Here is a 16,249-nt window from a genome sequence, read left to right on the forward strand (position 1 = left end):
GGGGGGGGGGGGGCTGGCGTAGGGTGGAAAACCGCAAAGCGTTTTCCACGCGGGTATCGTGACTCCGCATGCCGGTAGCTTCGCGCGGCGCGGCTCCCTTATTCCAACCCGCTTCCTACGCCTCCTGCGCCGCCCGGACCTCGGCGGTCAGGGCCTGGAGGCGGGTGTCGAGGGCATTGAGGGCGCCGGCGTCGGCGGCGGTGTCCAGGCTCAGGCGCAGGGCGGCCAGCACCAGCAGCTCGGTGGCGTCACCGCGGCGGCGGTCGCCCTGGATGGCGACCAGTTCGTCGCGCAGGCGGGCGGCGGCCTGTTGCAGGGCCGCGCGGTCGCCTTCGGCCACCTTGAAGCGGTAGCGGCGACCGAGCACCTCCACCTCGTCGTCGGCGCCCGTCTTGGCGGTCTTCACTCGACGCTGGCCGCGTGGCGCTGCTCGGCGTCGGCGGCCACGGCCTGCTCGACGGACTGCGCGGAGAGCAGGGCCAGCAGGCCTTCCACGCGCTGACGGGTGCTGGCGCCGTGTTCTTCCTGCTCCAGCAGACTCAGTTGCAGGGTGTCGTTTTCCTCGCGCGCGGCCAGCAGGGCCTGCTCCAGTTCCTGGGTGCGGGCGGTCAGACGCTGGTTGCGCTGCAGCAGGTCGCGGATGGCGGTTTCCAGTTCGCTCAGGGTGTTGTCCAGCATGGGCGCGGTCGTCTCTCGTGTCAGGTTCGGGGCTGCCAAGGCGGCAGGGGTCAGCATTCTAGGCCTCTCACCGACCACCGGCACCCCATTCGTCGTGGGCTAAGCCCTTGTTTGCCAAGAGGTTCACGGGGGTGACCGGCGAGCTGACCGGCTGTCAGGCAGTTGTCAGGTTGCGCTAAGGGGGCCGTAAGGCAAGACGCCTTAGCCTGGGCTCATCGCGTCGGCTGTCCTGTTCCGGCGCCCCTCGCTTCGGATGAGCCGCCATGACCGATCTGTCCCAGAGCACCGCCCCGCGCCAGCTGGACGAGCCCTTCCTGCCGTTCTCCCGGCCCAGCATCGGCGCCGAGGAAGTGGCCGCGGTGAGCCAGGTGCTGACCTCGGGCTGGATCACCACCGGGCCCCAGGCCAACCTGCTGGAAGAGCGCTTCGCCGATTCGGTGGGCGCCGCCCATGCCGTGGCCCTGTGCTCGGCCACCGCCGCCATGCACGTGACCCTGCTGGCGCTGGACATCGGCCCGGGCGACGAGGTGATCACCCCCTCGCTGACCTGGGTCTCCACCGCCAACATGATCACCCTGATCGGCGCCACCCCGGTGTTCGTCGACGTCGACCGCGACACCCTGATGGTCTCCGCCGAGCAGGTGGCCGCCGCCATCACCCCGCGCACCAAGGCCATCGTGCCGGTGCATTACGCCGGCGCCAGCTGCGACCTGGCCCCGCTGCGCGCCCTGGCCCGCGAGCATGGCGTGGCGCTGATCGAAGACGCCGCCCACGCCGCCGGCACCCGCTACCAGGGCGAGCCCATCGGCCAGCGCGGCACCGCCATCTTCAGCTTTCACGCCATCAAGAACCTGACCTGCGCCGAAGGCGGCATGCTGGTGACCGACGACGCCACCCTGGCCGAGCGGGTACGCCGACTGAAATTCCACGGCCTGGCGGTGGATGCCTTCGACCGCCAGACCCTGGGCCGCAAGCCCCAGGCCCAGGTGCAGGAGCCCGGCTTCAAGTACAACCTCTCGGACATCCACGCGGCCCTGGCGCTGGTGCAGCTGGATCGCCTGGGCGACATCAACAGCCGCCGCCGCCTGCTGGCCCAGGCCTACACCCAGCGCCTGGCCCAGCTGCCGGTCGCGCCCCTGGCGCTGCCCGACTACGCCCAGACCCACGCCTGGCACCTCTACATCCTGCGCATCTGCCCCGAGCGGTGCGGGATGGAGCGCGAAGCCTTCATGGCCGGCCTCAAGGCGCGCGGCATCGGCACCGGCATCCATTTCACCGCCACCCACCTGCATCCCTGGTACCGCGAGCGCTGGCCCGAGCTGGCGCTGCCCAACAGCGAATGGAATTCGGCACGGCTGTGCTCCATCCCGCTGTTTCCCGACATGACCCTCGCCGACGTCGACCGCGTGGTCGGCGCCATCGAAGACCTGCTGGAGAAAGGCGCATGAAGCCCTATGCCATCGACCGGGTATCCGTGGTGATCCCCGTCTACAACGAAGAAGCCAGCCTGCCGGAACTCCTGCGCCGCACCCGCGCCGCCTGCCGCCTGCTGGATTGCCAGGTGGAGATCATCCTGGTCGACGACGGCAGTCGCGACCGCAGCGCCGAGATCCTGCAGCGGGCTGCCAGCGAGCCGGACAGCCCGGTCGTGGCGGTGCTGCTCAATCGCAACTACGGCCAGCACTCGGCGATCCTCGCCGGCTTCGAGCAGGCCCGGGGCGATCTGATCATCACCCTGGACGCCGACCTGCAGAATCCGCCGGAAGAGATCCCGCGCCTGGTGCACACCGCCGCCCAGGGCTACGACGTGGTCGGCACCGTGCGCCAGCAGCGCCAGGATTCCTACCTGCGCACCCTGCCGTCGCGGCTGATCAACCGCGCCGTGCAGCGCTCCACCGGCGTCGCCATGCGCGACTACGGCTGCATGCTGCGCGCCTATCGCCGCCAGGTGGTGCAGTCGATGCTGGCCTGCCACGAGCGCAGCACCTTCATCCCGATCCTGGCCAACAGCTTCGCCCGCCACACCACCGAGATCGAGGTGGCCCACGCCGAGCGCGAACACGGGGATTCCAAGTACGGCTTCCTCAAGCTGATCAACCTGATGTTCGACCTGCTGACCTGCATGACCACCACCCCGCTGCGCATGCTCAGCCTGTTCGGCGGCGGCCTGGCGGTCTTCGGCTTCCTCTTCGCCGCGCTGCTGCTGGTGCTGCGCGTCACCCACGGCGCCGAGTGGGCGGCCGATGGCGTGTTCTCGCTGTTCGCCGTGCTGTTCATCTTTACCGGCGCCCAGTTCGTCGGCCTCGGTCTGCTCGGCGAGTACCTCGGCCGGGTGTACCACGACGTCCGTGCCCGGCCCCGGTTCCACGTGGAACAAGTGATCCGCGCCGCCACCCTTTCTCCTTCGCCGGCGCCGCTGCGCCAGGTCCAGTAACAGGAAAGCCCCTGATGAAAACCGCCATCGTCTTCGCCTACCACGACATCGGCTGCGCAGGCCTCGCCGCGCTGATCCAGGCCGGCTATCCCATCGCCGCCGTCTTCACCCACCCGGATGACCCGAGCGAAAACCGCTTCTTCGGTTCGGTGGCCCAGCTCTGCGCCCGCCACGGCATCCCGGTGCACGCGCCGGAAGACGTCAACCACCCGATCTGGGTCGAGCGCATCCGCGCCCTGGAACCGGATTTCATCTTCTCCTTCTATTACCGCAACCTGCTGTCGGGCGACGTCCTGGCCTGCGCCAAGCGCGGCGCCTACAACCTCCACGGTTCGCTGCTGCCGCGTTATCGCGGTCGCGCCCCGGCCAACTGGGTGCTGGTCAACGGCGAGACCGAGACGGGCGTGACGCTGCACCGCATGGTCCAGCGCGCCGACGCCGGCGCCATCGTCGCCCAGCAACGCGTCGCCATCGCCGCCGACGACACCGCCCTGACCCTGCACGCCAAGCTGCGCGAAGCCAGCCAGACGCTCCTGCGCGACAGCCTGCCGGCCCTGGCCGAAGGCCGGCTGACCGAGCGCGAGCAGGACGAAAGCCAGGCCACCACCTTTGGCCGCCGCAGCGCCGCCGATGGCGAGCTGGAGTGGAGCCGTCCGGCCGTGGAACTGGGCAACCTGGTGCGCGCCGTGACCCAACCCTATCCGGGCGCCTTCGGCTGGATCGGTGACCGCAAGCTGATCGTCTGGAGCGCCCAGGCCCGCCAGGAAAGCCATGGCCAGACCCCCGGCAGCGTGCTGAGCCTGGAGCCCCTGCGCATCGCCTGTGGCGAGGGCGTCCTGGAAATCCAGGCCGGCCAGCTGGGCGACCACGGCCTCTATCTGTCCGGTCCGCAACTGGCCCGCGAAGCCGGCCTGGTGGCCGGTGCCCGCCTGCATCGCCAGGATCGCCGCGCCAAGCGCCGCACCCGGGTGCTGATCCTGGGCGTCAACGGCTTCATCGGCAACCACCTCTCCGAGCGCCTGCTGGCCGACGGCGAGTACGAGGTCTATGGCCTGGACATCGGCTCCGATGCCATCGAGCGGCTCAAGGCCAATCCGAATTTCCATTATGTGGAAGGCGACATCTCCATCCACACCGAGTGGCTGGAATACCACATCAAGAAGTGCGACGTGGTGCTGCCGCTGGTGGCCATCGCCACGCCCATCGAATACACCCGCAATCCCTTGCGCGTGTTCGAACTGGACTTCGAGGAAAACCTCAAGATCGTTCGCCACTGCGTGAAATACGGCAAGCGCGTGATCTTCCCGTCCACCTCCGAGGTGTACGGCATGTGCCAGGACGAGCGCTTCGACGAAGACCGCTCCAACCTGGTGGTCGGCCCGATCAACAAGCAGCGCTGGATCTATTCGGTCTCCAAGCAGCTGCTCGACCGGGTCATCTGGGCCTACGGCGCCAAGGGCCTGAAATTCACCCTATTCCGTCCGTTCAACTGGATGGGCCCGCGTCTGGATCGCCTGGACTCGGCGCGCATCGGCAGCTCCCGCGCCATCACCCAGCTGATCCTCAACCTGGTGGAAGGCACCCCGATCAAGCTGGTCGACGGGGGCGCCCAGAAGCGCTGCTTCACCGACGTCGACGACGGCATCGAGGCGCTGTTCCGCATCATCGAGAACCGGGGCGGTCGCTGCGACGGCCAGATCGTCAACATCGGCAACCCGGACAACGAAGCGAGCATCCGCGAACTGGCCGAAGAGCTGCTGGCCCAGTTCGAGGCCCATCCGCTGCGCCACGAATTCCCGCCCTTCGCCGGCTTCCGCGAGGTGGAGAGCAAGAGCTTCTACGGCGACGGCTACCAGGACGTGGCCCACCGCAAGCCCAGCGTGGAAAACGCCCGCCGCCTGATCGACTGGCAGCCGACCACGGCCATGGCCGCCACCGTCGGCAAGACGCTGGACTTCTTCCTGCGCGAAGCCCTGGCGCAGCGGGAGGCCTGATGAACACCCTGATCCCGGCCAGCCTGCGCATCGACGTGGACACCTATCGCGGCACCCGCGAAGGGGTACCGCGGCTGCTCGACCTGCTGGACGAGGCCGGGGTCAAGGCCACCTTCTTCTTCAGCGTCGGACCGGACAACATGGGGCGCCACCTCTGGCGCCTGGTGAAGCCCACCTTCCTGTGGAAGATGCTGAGGTCCAAGGCCGCCAGCCTCTATGGCTGGGACATCCTGCTGGCCGGCACCGCCTGGCCGGGTCGGCCCATCGGTCGCGACCTCGGTCACCTGATGCGCGAGACCCGCGCCCGCGGCCACGAGGTCGGCTTGCACGCCTGGGATCACCACGCCTGGCAGGCCCATACCGGCAGCTGGAGCCTGGAGCGTCTAGGTCAGGAATTCGGCCGTGGCCTGCAGGCCCTGGAAGACATCCTCGGCGCCAGGGTCGACTGCTCCGCCGCCGCCGGCTGGCGCGCCGATCCGCGCGTGGTGCTGGCCAAGGAGGCCTTCGGCCTCCGCTACAACAGCGATTGCCGCGGCAGTGCGCTGTTTCGTCCGCGGCTGGGCAATGGCAGCCACGGCACCCCCCAGGTGCCGGTGGACATGCCGACCTTCGACGAGGTGGTCGGCCCGGAGCTGGCCGCCGGTGACTGGAACAGCTATCTGCTCAAGCGCTTCCGTCCGGGGGCGCTCAACGTCTACACCCTGCACGCCGAGGTGGAAGGCATTGCCTTCGCCAATGACTTCCGCGCCCTGCTCAAGGCCGCGCGGGAGCAGGGCATCCTGTTCCTGACCCTGGGCGATCGCCTGCCGGCCGATCCGCGCCAGTTGCCCGCGGGCAATCTGGTGCGTGGCAGCCTGGCCGGCCGCCAGGGCTGGCTGGGCGTGCAGGCATGAGTCGGCGTCGCCTGTGGATGCTGCTGCCGCTGGCGCTGCTGGCCTATGCCCTGCCGCTGGCCTGGCGCGGCCTGTGGATTCCGGACGAGTCGCGCTATGCGCAGATCGCCCAGGAACTCTGGCGGCGTGGCGACTGGGTGGTGCCGCACTTCCTCGGCCTGCCCTATTTCGAGAAACCCATCGGCGGCTACTGGACCCAGGCCATCGCCCAGGCCTGGCTCGGTGACTCGCTGTTCAGCGTACGCCTGGTGCCACTGCTGGCCAGCCTGGCCACCGCCGCCCTGGTGGTGCGCCTGACCCGGCTGATCTGGCAGGACCGCCCGCTGGCGCTGCTCGCCGGGGTGGTCTATCTCTCCTGCGTGGCCGTGGCGGGGCTGGCCACCTACGTGACCCTCGACGCCCAGTTCGCCTTCTGGATGGCCCTGGCGCTGCTCGCCCTCTGGCAGGCCCAGGCTGCCGAGACCCGCGGCGCGGCCCTGGTGCAATGGGCGCTGCTGGGGCTGGCCTGTGGCTGCGGCCTGCTGACCAAGGGCTTTCTCGCCCTGGTGCTGCCGGTGCTGGTGGCCGTGCCCTTCTTCCTCCTGCAGCGGCGCCTGGGCGAGTTGCTCTGCCGCGGTCCCCTGGCGGTGCTGGTGGCGATCCTGGTGGTGGCCCCCTGGGCGCTGCTGGTGGCCCGGCGCGATGCGGATTTCTGGAATTTCTTCTTCTGGCACGAGCATATCCAGCGTTTCGCCGGCCAGGATGCCCAGCATGAGCGGCCGTTCTGGTTCTATGGCCCGGTGCTGCTGCTGGCCATCCTGCCCTGGGCCGGCCTGCTGCCGCGTACCCTGGGCCAGCTCTGGCAGGACCGGCGTCACCGCGGCACCGCCTTCCTCGGCATCGCCGTGGTCGGCCAGCTGCTGTTCTTCAGCCTCAGCCGCGGCAAGCTGCCGACCTACCTGCTGCCGACCCTGGCCGCCCTGGTGCCGCTGCTGGCGCGCACCCTGCAGGAGGCGAGCCGGCGCGGCGCCACCGGTGCCCTGCGCCTGAACGGCCTGTGCAATCTGCTGCTGGGCCTGGCCGGCCTTGCCGCCCTGCTGATCTATGGCGGTCGCCTCTATGAGAGCGGCGAAGGCCTGACCCGCGCCCTGGCCCTGCTGGCGCCCCTGGCGCTGCTGCTGGCCGGCCTGGCCGCGCTGGTCTGGCCGCGGCGCACCCTGCTGGCGCCGGCCCTGGCGCTCTGGGTGCTGCTGCCGCTGCTGTCCATCGCCCTGCCCAACGGCCTGGTCGACAACAAGCTGCCGAGCACCTTCATCCAGGCCCAGCTCGGCCACTTCAAGAATGCCGGCCTGCTGGTCAGCAACGATCTCGGCGTGGCCGCCAGCCTGGCCTGGGCCACCCACCGCGATGACGTGGTGCTGGTGGGCGGTCCGGGCGAACTCAAGTACGGCTTCGCCCGCGAGCCGGCCAGCGGCCGGCTGATCGAAGAGCGCGACCTGGCCGCCTGGCTCGCCGCCCATCGCGACCAGGGTCCGGTGGCCATCCTCCTGCGGGTCGACGGCCCCAGCGATCGCCAGCTGCTCGACAGCCTGCCCGAGCCCGGCGAGAGCATCGCTAGCGAGCGCCTGGTGCTGCTGGTCTATCCGAGGCCGACGCCATGACCGCCCTCGACGGCCTGCTGATCGCCGTGGTGATCGGCCTCACCAGCGCCGGCCAACTGGGCCAGAAGCGCGCGGTGGCCGCCGGCAATGCCCTGGCCGCACGCCTGCGCTCGCCCTGGCTGTGGGGCGCCCTGGTCTGCCTGGGCCTGGCCCTGCTGGTCTGGTGCGCGGTGCTGCAGCGGGTGCCGGTGGGCGTCGCCTATCCCCTGCTGTCGCTCAACACCCTGGCGGTGACCCTGCTGGCGCGCCTGGTGTTCGGCGAGGTGGTGGACGCCCGCGCCTGGTGTGGCTGCCTGTGCATCGTCGCCGGCGCCGCATTGCTGGGTGGTCAGCTATGAACGGCCTGCTGCCCCTCGGCCTGAGCATCCTGCTCACCACCCTGGCGCAACTCGCCTTGCGCGCGGCCCTGGTGCGGCTGCCGGCCATGGCCAGCTGGGTCGGCGCGCCCGAGTCGTTGCTGAGTACGGCCGGGCTGCTGCTGGCCCTGGGCATCCTCTGCTACGGCCTGTCGCTGCTGGCCTGGCTGGCCGCCCTGGCACGCCTGCCGCTGGGTCGCGCCTATGCGGCGCTCGGCCTCTCCTACGTCTTCGTCCACCTCGGCGCGGCCTGGCTGCCAGGCGCCGCCGAATCCTTCACCCCCTGGAAAACCCTGGGCGTCGCGCTGGTCGTGGCCGGTGTCGCCCTCGTCGGCGGGCCCCGCGCCAGCGCCGCTCCCACCCTGAGGAATACCCTATGAACATCAGCGTTTTCGGCATCGGCTACGTGGGTCTGGTGCAGGCCGCCGTGCTGGCGGAAGTCGGCCACCAGGTGGTGTGCATGGACATCGACCGCGCCAAGATCGACAAGCTCAAGCGCGGCGAGGTGACCCTCTATGAGCCGGGTCTGGAAGAGCTGGTGCGCAGCAACCTGGCCGCCGGCCGCCTGGTGTTCACCCATGAGGCCGCCGAGGCCGTGGCCCATGGCGCCGTGCAGTTCATCGCCGTGGGCACCCCGCCGGCCGCCGACGGCTCGGCCGATCTGTCCGCCGTCTTCGCCGTGGCCGAGACCATCGCCCGCCTGCGCCGCGAGCCGCTGATCGGCCAGCCGGTCTCCCGCGATCCGCTGCTGGTGGTGAACAAGTCCACCGTGCCGGTGGGCACCGGCGACCGCGTCCGCGCGCTGATCCACGAGGTGCTCGCCGAAGAGGGCCGCACCCTGCACGTGGAGGTGGTCTCCAACCCGGAATTCCTCAAGGAAGGCGCCGCCATCGCCGACTGCAAGAAGCCCGATCGCATCGTGGTGGGCACCGACTCGCCGGTGGCCCGCGACGTGATGCGCGAACTCTATGCACCCTTCAACCGCAACCATGACCGCATCCAGTGCATGGACCTGCGCAGCGCCGAGTTGGCCAAGTACGCCGCCAACAGCCTGCTGGCGGTCAAGATCAGCTTCATCAACCAGATCGCCGAACTGGCCGAGCACGTCGGCGCCGACATCGAGGCGGTGCGCCAGGCCATCGGCGCCGATCCACGCATCGGTCACCACTTCATCTACCCGGGCTGCGGCTACGGCGGCTCCTGCTTCCCCAAGGACCTGCAGGCGCTGATCCGCACCGGCGAGGAAAACGCCGTGGAGCTGGACCTGCTGCGCGCCGTGGAAGCCATCAACGTGCGCCAGAAGACCAAGCTGTTCGAGCGCATCAACACCTACTTCGACGGTGACCTGCGCGGCCGTACCTTCGCCCTCTGGGGCCTGGCCTTCAAACCCAACACCGACGACATGCGCGATGCGCCCAGCCGAGTGCTGATGGAAGCCCTCTGGGCGGCCGGCGCCAAGGTGCGCGCCTTCGACCCGGTGGCCATGGCCGAGGCCCAGCGCCTCTATGGCCACGACGAGCGTCTGGCGCTGATGGGCACCCCCGAGGCCGCCCTGGCCGGCGCCGATGCCCTGGTCATCTGCACCGAGTGGCAGCAGTTCAAGGCGCCGGACTTCGATCTGATCGCCCGCCAGCTCAATCAGCCGCTGATCTTCGACGGGCGCAACCTGTTCGATCCCGAGCGCATGGAGCGTCGCGGTATCGAGTACTTCGCCATCGGCCGTGGCGCCGCCCTGGGCGGTCCCCAGGTCACCCGCCGCGTGGACGCCGCCTGATGGTCTCGCCCATGCCCCTGACCCCACGCAGCGCGCCCCTGGCCGCGCTGCCGGCGGCCAGTCGCCTGCGCCGCGAAAGCCTGCTGCTCGGGGTGATCGCCACCCTGATGTTCACCCTCGGCATCTGGAACCAGGCGCCCCAGGGCTTCGACGGTCGCTGGGCGGTCTTTCTCGGCGAGATGTTTCGCCATGGCCCGTCCTTTTTCGCCACCACCTACGGCCAGCCCTATCCGGACTATCCCGGCACCGCCACCTGGCTGAGCTGGCTGGCCGCGCGGGTGATCGGCGCGCCCAATCACCTGGCCAACGTGCTGCCCACCGCCCTGGCCTCGGCCGCGGTGCTGGCGCTGACCTATCGCCTGCTGGCCGATACCCGCCGCGCCTGGGCGCTGCTCACGGTGCTGCTGGTGGCCCTGACCCCGCAGTGGCTGGAAAAGGCCCGCGCGGTCTGCCTGGATCAGCTGGTCGCCCTGGTGGTGCTGCTCTGCTTCTACCTGCTCTACAGCGCCGACCGTGACGGTCGCCCGCTGCGCCGCCTGCTGGTGCTGCCGCTGTTCGCCCTGGGCTTCGCCATCCGTGGTCCGCTGGGCCTCATCGAGCCCTGCGGCGTGGTCTGCCTCTACTGGCTGGTGGTGGCCTGGGGCGAACCGGCCCGGCGCACCCTCGCCCTGCAACGGCTGTTCGGCTACGGTCTGGCCGGTCTGGCGCTGCTCGCCCTCGGCTGGTGGACGCTGATCCAGCTCGCCCACCACGAGGGTGGGGCGGATTTCGCCGCCGAGGTCTGGCACATGCAGGTCACCGGCCGGCTGGACGAGAGCGGCAAGCCGTTCTGGTTCTATCTGCAGCTGGGGCTCTATCGCTATCTGCCGGTGCTGCCGCTGGCGCTGCTGGTGCTGGCGGCCGAGCGCCGCCGCCTGCTGGCCTGGCCGCACACCGCCCAGCGCCGGCTGCTGCTGGGGCTGGCCGGCAGCGGTCTGCTGATCCTGATCGGGTTGTCCATCCCGCACTTCAAGCGCGCCTACTATGTGGTGCCCATGGTGCCCTTCCTGGCCGCCATCGCCGCCCATGGCCTCCTGCGCGCCGAGGGCTGGTTCCGCCGCATCGCGCCGGTCTACACCGCGCTGGTGCTGGCGCTGCCCGGGCTGGCGCTGGTGGCCATGCTGGTCTGTCGTCACCTCTGGCAGCGCCACGGCTACTGGCCGGATGTCTCCCTGGCGCTGCTGGTGCCGGCCTTCGTCCTGCTGCAGATCGCCGCCCTGGTCAGCTGCCGCCGGCTGGACGGCAGTCGCCGCCTGCTGACGCTGAGCGCCCTGGCGCTGGCCGCCCAGTGGCTGATGCTGGTCACAGTGGTGGAGCCGGCCCAGGACCTGCAGTACGACACCCGCGGCTTCGTCCAGCAGGTGGAAGGTCTGCGCCAGCAGCAGCCGGGTCCCCTGGTGTTCTTCGGCCTCGGCCAGGACAGCTGGGCGATCCGCTACATGATGAACCTGGACCACGACGAGCAGCCGATCTTCATCGCCCGGCCGCAGGTCGCGGACCTGGCGCACCTGCCGTCCGGCGCCTGGATCATCCTCGCCCGCGACGACCGCGAATTGCTGGCGGGCACCCCGCTGGCCGACCTCACCCCGGTGCTGGGACGCCGCCTCAACGGCAATCCCTGCCTGGTGTATCGCCTGCCCTGAAGTCCCCCGGAGCCGCTCGCCCTAGCGAGCGGCTCCGGCGTCTCGCGAGAATTCCAGGATGCGGTTGCGCCCCTGCTCGGCGACCAGGTAATGACCGTCGCCGCGCGGGATCAGGGTCTGCGCCGAGCGCAGGTGCGAGAGCACCGTGACCAGACGGCCATCGGGCTGCACCAGCAGCACCCGGGCGCCGTGGGTGGCGTCTTCGGTGATCCACAGACCGTCGGCCGAACACTGCACGAAGCCCGGCGCGTCGAGACCCGCGGCGACCAGGGTATCGGTCCCTCCCGGCTGCCACTGCTTGACCCAGCCCTTGGCCTTTTCGGTATAGAACAGCCGGCCATCCGGGCAGCGGGCCACCCCTTCGCCTTCTTCCAGGCCGTCGCGCAGCACCGCCAGGCGACGCTGCAGCGGGTCGTAGCTGAGCAGGCGACCGCGCGGCAGGTCCTCGATGGCATAGAGGGTCTGGCCATCGGTGGCGACGCCCTCGACGTCGTTGCCGTCGAACAGGGCCTGGCGCTGGCCGTCGCGCAGGAGAAACACCGGCAGCGGTCCGCCTTCCTGGCTGACCACCAGGCCGCCCTGGAACATCACCAGGCCATCCGGCTTGGACAGCTCGCCCAATACCGGCTGGCGCTCGCCATTGGGCAGCAGCCGCAGCAGGCTGCCGCGGCGACTGGAAAATTCCTGGGTCACGAACAGGCTGCCATCGGCGTCCAGGGCCAGGGCGCTGACCATGGGGATGTCGGCGGCGACTTCCCGGTAGCGCCAGCCCTCGGCCGCACTGACCGGATGGAAATGCCGCCAGGCCGGATAGGCGAAGCCGGCGGCCAGCACGGCGACGCCCAGCGCCAGACCCTGGCGCCAGCCCAGGCGCGGAACACGACGCATGACGATCTCTCTGTGGCAGAACGATGACCGGGCAGTCTAGCGGCCCGCACGTGAAGAATCCGTCGCCGGCACCCTGGGTGAAAGTACCGGCGGGGCGGTGCCTCAGGCGGTGAGGAAGGCCTCGGTCAGCTTGACCCAGTAGCGCGCGCCCACCGGCAGCAGGGCGTCGTTGAAGTCATAGGCCGGGTTGTGCAGGTTGGCGCTGGGGCCGTTGCCGACGAACAGGTAGCAACCGGGCACCTGCTGCAGCATGTAGGCGAAGTCTTCGCTGGCCGGGATGGGCGCGAAGGGGTGCAGGGCCTCGGCGCCAAAGTGCTCGATCGCCACCTGGCGGGCGAAGGCGGTGGGGCCGTCGTGGTTGACCAGCACCGGATAGCCGCGCTGGTAGTCCAGCTCGGCCGTGGCGCCGAAGCTTTCCGCCTGGGCGCGCACCAGGGCGCCGATGCGCTGCTCCAGCAGGTCGCGGGTACTGTCCTGGAAGGCGCGGATGGTCAGCTTCATCTCCACCGCATCGGGAATGACGTTGGAGGCCTCGCCGCCGTGGATGCTGCCCACGGTGATCACCGCCGTATCCAGCGGCGCCACGTTGCGCGAGACCACGGTCTGCAGCGCCATCACCGTGGCCGCGCTGGCGACGATGGGATCGACCGCCTTGTCCGGTACCGCGCCGTGGCCGCCCTGGCCGCGGATGCGCAGGAGGGCGGTGTCGGACGAGGCCATGGCGGCGCCGTCGACGAAGCAGAACTTGCCGGTGGGCACGCCGGGCATGTTGTGCAGACCGAACACCTGGTCGCAGGGAAACAGCTCGAAGAGGCCGTCCTGCATCATCTTCAGGGCGCCGCCCAGGCCTTCCTCGGCCGGCTGGAAGATCAGGTGCAGGGTGCCGTCGAAGGCGCGGGTCTCGGCCAGGCAGCGGGCGGCGGTGAGCAGGGTGGTGGTGTGGCCGTCGTGACCGCAGGCGTGCATGCGGCCCGGGTGCTGGCTGGCGTAATCGAGGCCGGTGGTCTCCAGGATCGGCAGGGCGTCCATGTCGGCGCGGATACCCAGCACCTTGCTGCCGCTGCCGGCGCGCAGGGTACCGACCACCCCGGTGCCGCCCAGGCCGCGATGGACCTCGTAGCCCCAGCCGGCGAGGGCGGCGGCCACCAGGTCGCTGGTGCGCTGTTCCTGGTAACCCAGTTCGGGATGGCGGTGGATGTCGCGGCGCAGGGCGACCATGTCCGGCAGGTAGCCGGCGATATGACGGGCGGTGGCGTCTTGATCCGCAGCGGTGGCAAGGCTCATGGCGATCTCTCTCAATCCAGGTGGCGTTCGGGATAGCTCAGCAGTGCCAGCCATCCTATCAGCAGCATGCCGATCAGGTACCAGGCCGGGGCGAGCGGGCTGCCGGTGGCGCCGATCAGCCAGGTGGCGATGAACTGGGCGGTGCCGCCGAACAGGGTCACCGCCAGGGCGTAGGTCATGGCGAGGCCGGTGGCGCGCACCGGCCGCGGCAGGCCGGCGAGGATCAGCAAGAGCCCGGCGGTCATGTTGACGCTCATGGCGGTGATCACCACGAAGCGGGCGGCAAAGGCCAGGCCCTGGGTGGTGGGATCGTTCAGCCAGACGAAGGCCGGGTAGATGCCCAGCAGGGCCACCGCCAGGCTGACCAGGGCCACCGGCTTGTAGCGACCGAAGCGATCCAGCAGCAGCCCGGCGGCCAGGGCGGCGGCCATCTGCACGGCGCTGGAGGCCACCCCGGCCAGGTAGGCGCTGGTGGCCGGCAGGCCGACGATGCGGGTCATGTAGGTGGGCATGTAGAACTGCATCAGATAGGTCAGCAGGGTCGCCGACATCACGATCAGCAGGCCCAGGCCGAAGCGCCACGGATGCTCGCGCAGAAAGGCGCGCACCGGGCCGCCCTCGACCGTGCCGGCGCCGCTCCAGGTCTCGTCCACCTGGCGGCGGATATAGAGGCCGACCGGGATGATGAGCAAGCCGACCAGGAAGGGGATGCGCCAGCCCCAGGCATGCAGCTCGGCCTCGGACAGGCTGCGGGTGAGCAGGGCGCCCAGACCGGCGCCGAGCAGGGCGCTGCCGCCCTGGCTGATCACCTGCCAGCTGACATGGAAGCCGCGCCGGCCGGGGCTGGCCGATTCCAGTAGCAGGGTGGTGGCGGCGCCGATCTCGCCGCCGGCGGAAAAGCCCTGCAGCAGGCGCCCCAGCAGCAGGATCAGCGGCGCGGCGATGCCGATCTGGGCGTGGGTCGGGGTGAAGGCGATCAGGGCGCTGCCCAGGCCCATCAGCGAAATGGTCAGCAGCATGGCCTGCTTGCGCCCGTGGCGGTCGGCATAGGCACCCAGCACCATGCTGCCCAGGGGGCGCATGACGAAGCCGACGCCAAAGACGCCAACCGCCATCAGCAGGGAGCCGTAGGGCGTATCCGAAGGGAAATACAGCTGGCCGATGATGGCGGCGAAAAAGCTGAAGACGGTGAAGTCGAACATCTCCAGGCCGTTGCCGAGACTGGCCGCGGCGATCAGCTTGGCCCGCGAGGGCGTGGCGACCGTGCTGGCGGGGGCCGCGTCGGCGCGGGAGGAGGACGTCGGAAGAGCCTGGGCCATGGTGCGTTCCTCTGCACTGAGATGAATGCTTAGCTATGCAAATGACGGTCCGGTCCGCGCGGGTCGCGTGCCTGGGCGGTCGTGGCGGGGTGGGAGACCGGGCGTGCGCCAGGGTGGTGCAGCGCAGGCCCTCTTGCAGCCTAGTCGAACCTGCCGCCTCGGCTGGCGCTCGCTCATAAATCCGTCACAATGCGCGCCTAGAGTGCCGGCTTGCGCCTGAGCGTCGCCGGCCCAGGCCCGTCTCCCATCCCCGCGAGGAATCCGGCATGGACATCAAAGGTCCGCTGACCGCTGTGGCGCTCGCCCTGGCGCTCGGTGGCACGACCGCTCGAGCCGAGGGCGTCGACCCGGCCATCCCTGCCTACCAGAAGGTGAGCGGGATCTCCGGCAATCTGTCGAGCGTGGGCTCCGACACCCTGGCCAACCTGATGACCCTCTGGGCCGAGAGCTACAAGCGCGAGTATCCCAACCTCAATATCCAGATCCAGGCGGCCGGCTCGTCCACGGCGCCGCCGGCGCTCACCGAAGGCACCGCCGGCATCGGCCCCATGAGTCGCAAGATGAAGGACGCCGAGCTGCAGGCCTTCGAGCAGCGCTTCGGCTACCCGCCCACCGCGGTGCCGGTGGCCATCGATGCCCTGGCGATCTTCGTCAACAAGGACAATCCGCTGCGCCAGCTGACCCTGGAGCAGGTCGATGCGATCTTTTCCAGCACCCGGCTCTGTGGCGGTCCGCACGAACTCAAGACCTGGGGCGACCTGGGCCTGACCGGCGACTGGGCCAGGCGGCCGATCCAGAGATTCGGCCGCAATTCGGTGTCGGGCACCTACGGCTACTTCAAGGAAGCGGCGCTGTGCCGCGGCGACTTCCGCGCCAACGTCAACGAACAGCCGGGCTCGGCCTCGGTGGTCCAGGCCATCAGTCAGTCCCTGGGGGGCATCGGCTACTCGGGCATCGGCTACCAGACCGCCAGCGTCCACACCCTGGCGCTGGCACGCCAGGGCACCACCGATTTCGTCGAGGACAACCAGGCGAACACCCTGTCCGGGCGCTATCCCCTGGCGCGCTATCTCTACGTCTATGTGAACAAGGCGCCCAATCGTCCGCTCAACCCCCTGGAGGGGGAATTCCTGCGCCTGATCCTCTCGCGCAGCGGCCAGGAAGCCGTGGTCAAGGACGGCTACATTCCCCTGCCTGCGGCGGTGGTGCAGCAGGCCCTGAAGACCCTGGGCTACTGAGCGCCTGGCGCTCTGCGCCCGTCCCGGGCGTAGCGCCTCTGGCCGTCCATTCGCTGTAACCTTTCTGTC

General features: G+C 69.9%; 15 protein-coding genes. 10 read left to right on the forward strand and 5 right to left on the reverse strand.

The window, feature by feature from the left end; all coding sequences use genetic code 11:
• Positions 1-115 precede the first annotated feature (115 nt).
• Entirely contained in the window at positions 116-406 is a 291-nt protein-coding gene (gene zapA, locus PSK12I2_RS0108600; RefSeq protein ID WP_027598073.1) for a cell division protein ZapA, read from the reverse strand.
• Positions 403-678, reverse strand: a complete 276-nt coding sequence (locus PSK12I2_RS0108605) for a hypothetical protein (protein WP_007161495.1) — start codon at positions 676-678, stop codon at positions 403-405. The genes zapA and PSK12I2_RS0108605 overlap by 4 nt, the downstream gene beginning before the upstream one ends.
• Before the next feature lie 299 nt (positions 679-977).
• On the opposite strand from PSK12I2_RS0108605, the gene arnB reads away from it, so the two are divergent.
• The 9 genes from arnB to PSK12I2_RS0108650 are packed head-to-tail and all read left to right on the forward strand — an operon-like array spanning position 978 to position 11,451.
• On the forward strand, positions 978-2,126 hold the full coding sequence (arnB, locus tag PSK12I2_RS0108610) for a UDP-4-amino-4-deoxy-L-arabinose aminotransferase (protein ID WP_027598074.1): 1,149 nt from the start codon (positions 978-980) through the stop codon (positions 2,124-2,126).
• The gene (gene arnC, locus PSK12I2_RS0108615) at positions 2,123-3,112 is read left to right on the forward strand and encodes an undecaprenyl-phosphate 4-deoxy-4-formamido-L-arabinose transferase (RefSeq protein WP_027598075.1); all 990 of its coding nucleotides are present in this window, start codon (positions 2,123-2,125) and stop codon (positions 3,110-3,112) included. Before arnB ends, arnC begins: the two co-directional genes overlap by 4 nt.
• A 14-nt stretch (positions 3,113-3,126) precedes the next feature.
• Positions 3,127-5,106, forward strand: coding sequence for a bifunctional UDP-4-amino-4-deoxy-L-arabinose formyltransferase/UDP-glucuronic acid oxidase ArnA (arnA, locus tag PSK12I2_RS0108620; RefSeq protein ID WP_027598076.1), 1,980 nt, complete (start codon positions 3,127-3,129; stop codon positions 5,104-5,106).
• A gap of 11 nt (positions 5,107-5,117) precedes the next feature.
• Positions 5,118-5,999 carry a 4-deoxy-4-formamido-L-arabinose-phosphoundecaprenol deformylase gene (arnD, locus tag PSK12I2_RS0108625; RefSeq protein ID WP_027598077.1) on the forward strand — a complete coding sequence of 294 codons (882 nt, stop codon included), beginning with the start codon at positions 5,118-5,120 and terminating at the stop codon, positions 5,997-5,999.
• A complete protein-coding gene (arnT, locus tag PSK12I2_RS0108630; RefSeq protein WP_027598078.1) occupies positions 5,996-7,639 on the forward strand; it encodes a lipid IV(A) 4-amino-4-deoxy-L-arabinosyltransferase in 1,644 nt (547 codons plus the stop codon). The genes arnD and arnT overlap by 4 nt, the downstream gene beginning before the upstream one ends.
• Positions 7,636-7,977: an EamA family transporter gene (locus PSK12I2_RS0108635; RefSeq protein WP_007161489.1), complete on the forward strand. Its 342-nt coding sequence runs from the start codon at positions 7,636-7,638 to the stop codon at positions 7,975-7,977. Before arnT ends, PSK12I2_RS0108635 begins: the two co-directional genes overlap by 4 nt.
• Positions 7,974-8,375: a 4-amino-4-deoxy-L-arabinose-phosphoundecaprenol flippase subunit ArnF gene (arnF, locus tag PSK12I2_RS0108640; protein ID WP_027598080.1), complete on the forward strand. Its 402-nt coding sequence runs from the start codon at positions 7,974-7,976 to the stop codon at positions 8,373-8,375. Before PSK12I2_RS0108635 ends, arnF begins: the two co-directional genes overlap by 4 nt.
• The gene (locus PSK12I2_RS0108645; protein ID WP_027598081.1) at positions 8,372-9,769 is read left to right on the forward strand and encodes a UDP-glucose/GDP-mannose dehydrogenase family protein; all 1,398 of its coding nucleotides are present in this window, start codon (positions 8,372-8,374) and stop codon (positions 9,767-9,769) included. Before arnF ends, PSK12I2_RS0108645 begins: the two co-directional genes overlap by 4 nt.
• Positions 9,769-11,451 carry a glycosyltransferase family 39 protein gene (locus tag PSK12I2_RS0108650; RefSeq protein WP_037007618.1) on the forward strand — a complete coding sequence of 561 codons (1,683 nt, stop codon included), beginning with the start codon at positions 9,769-9,771 and terminating at the stop codon, positions 11,449-11,451. Before PSK12I2_RS0108645 ends, PSK12I2_RS0108650 begins: the two co-directional genes overlap by 1 nt.
• A 21-nt stretch (positions 11,452-11,472) precedes the next feature.
• Here the strand turns inward: PSK12I2_RS0108650 and PSK12I2_RS0108655 are convergent, their stop codons facing one another.
• The 3 genes from PSK12I2_RS0108655 to PSK12I2_RS0108665 all read right to left on the reverse strand — a co-directional run bounded on the left by PSK12I2_RS0108655 (position 11,473) and on the right by PSK12I2_RS0108665 (position 14,942).
• Entirely contained in the window at positions 11,473-12,339 is an 867-nt protein-coding gene (locus tag PSK12I2_RS0108655; protein ID WP_044341165.1) for a hypothetical protein, read from the reverse strand.
• A gap of 102 nt (positions 12,340-12,441) precedes the next feature.
• Positions 12,442-13,623, reverse strand: a complete 1,182-nt coding sequence (locus tag PSK12I2_RS0108660) for a M20 aminoacylase family protein (protein ID WP_074583461.1) — start codon at positions 13,621-13,623, stop codon at positions 12,442-12,444.
• A gap of 11 nt (positions 13,624-13,634) precedes the next feature.
• Complete coding sequence (locus PSK12I2_RS0108665; RefSeq protein ID WP_027598085.1) at positions 13,635-14,942, reverse strand: MFS transporter; 1,308 nt, start codon at positions 14,940-14,942, stop codon at positions 13,635-13,637.
• Between the two features lie 266 nt (positions 14,943-15,208).
• Between PSK12I2_RS0108665 and PSK12I2_RS0108670 the strand changes: the two genes are divergently transcribed.
• Positions 15,209-16,180, forward strand: coding sequence for a PstS family phosphate ABC transporter substrate-binding protein (locus PSK12I2_RS0108670; protein ID WP_027598086.1), 972 nt, complete (start codon positions 15,209-15,211; stop codon positions 16,178-16,180).
• Positions 16,181-16,249 lie beyond the last annotated feature (69 nt).

The sequence above is a fragment of the Pseudomonas sp. MOIL14HWK12:I2 genome, from assembly GCF_000510745.1.
GTDB lineage: Bacteria > Pseudomonadota > Gammaproteobacteria > Pseudomonadales > Pseudomonadaceae > Chryseomonas > Chryseomonas oryzihabitans.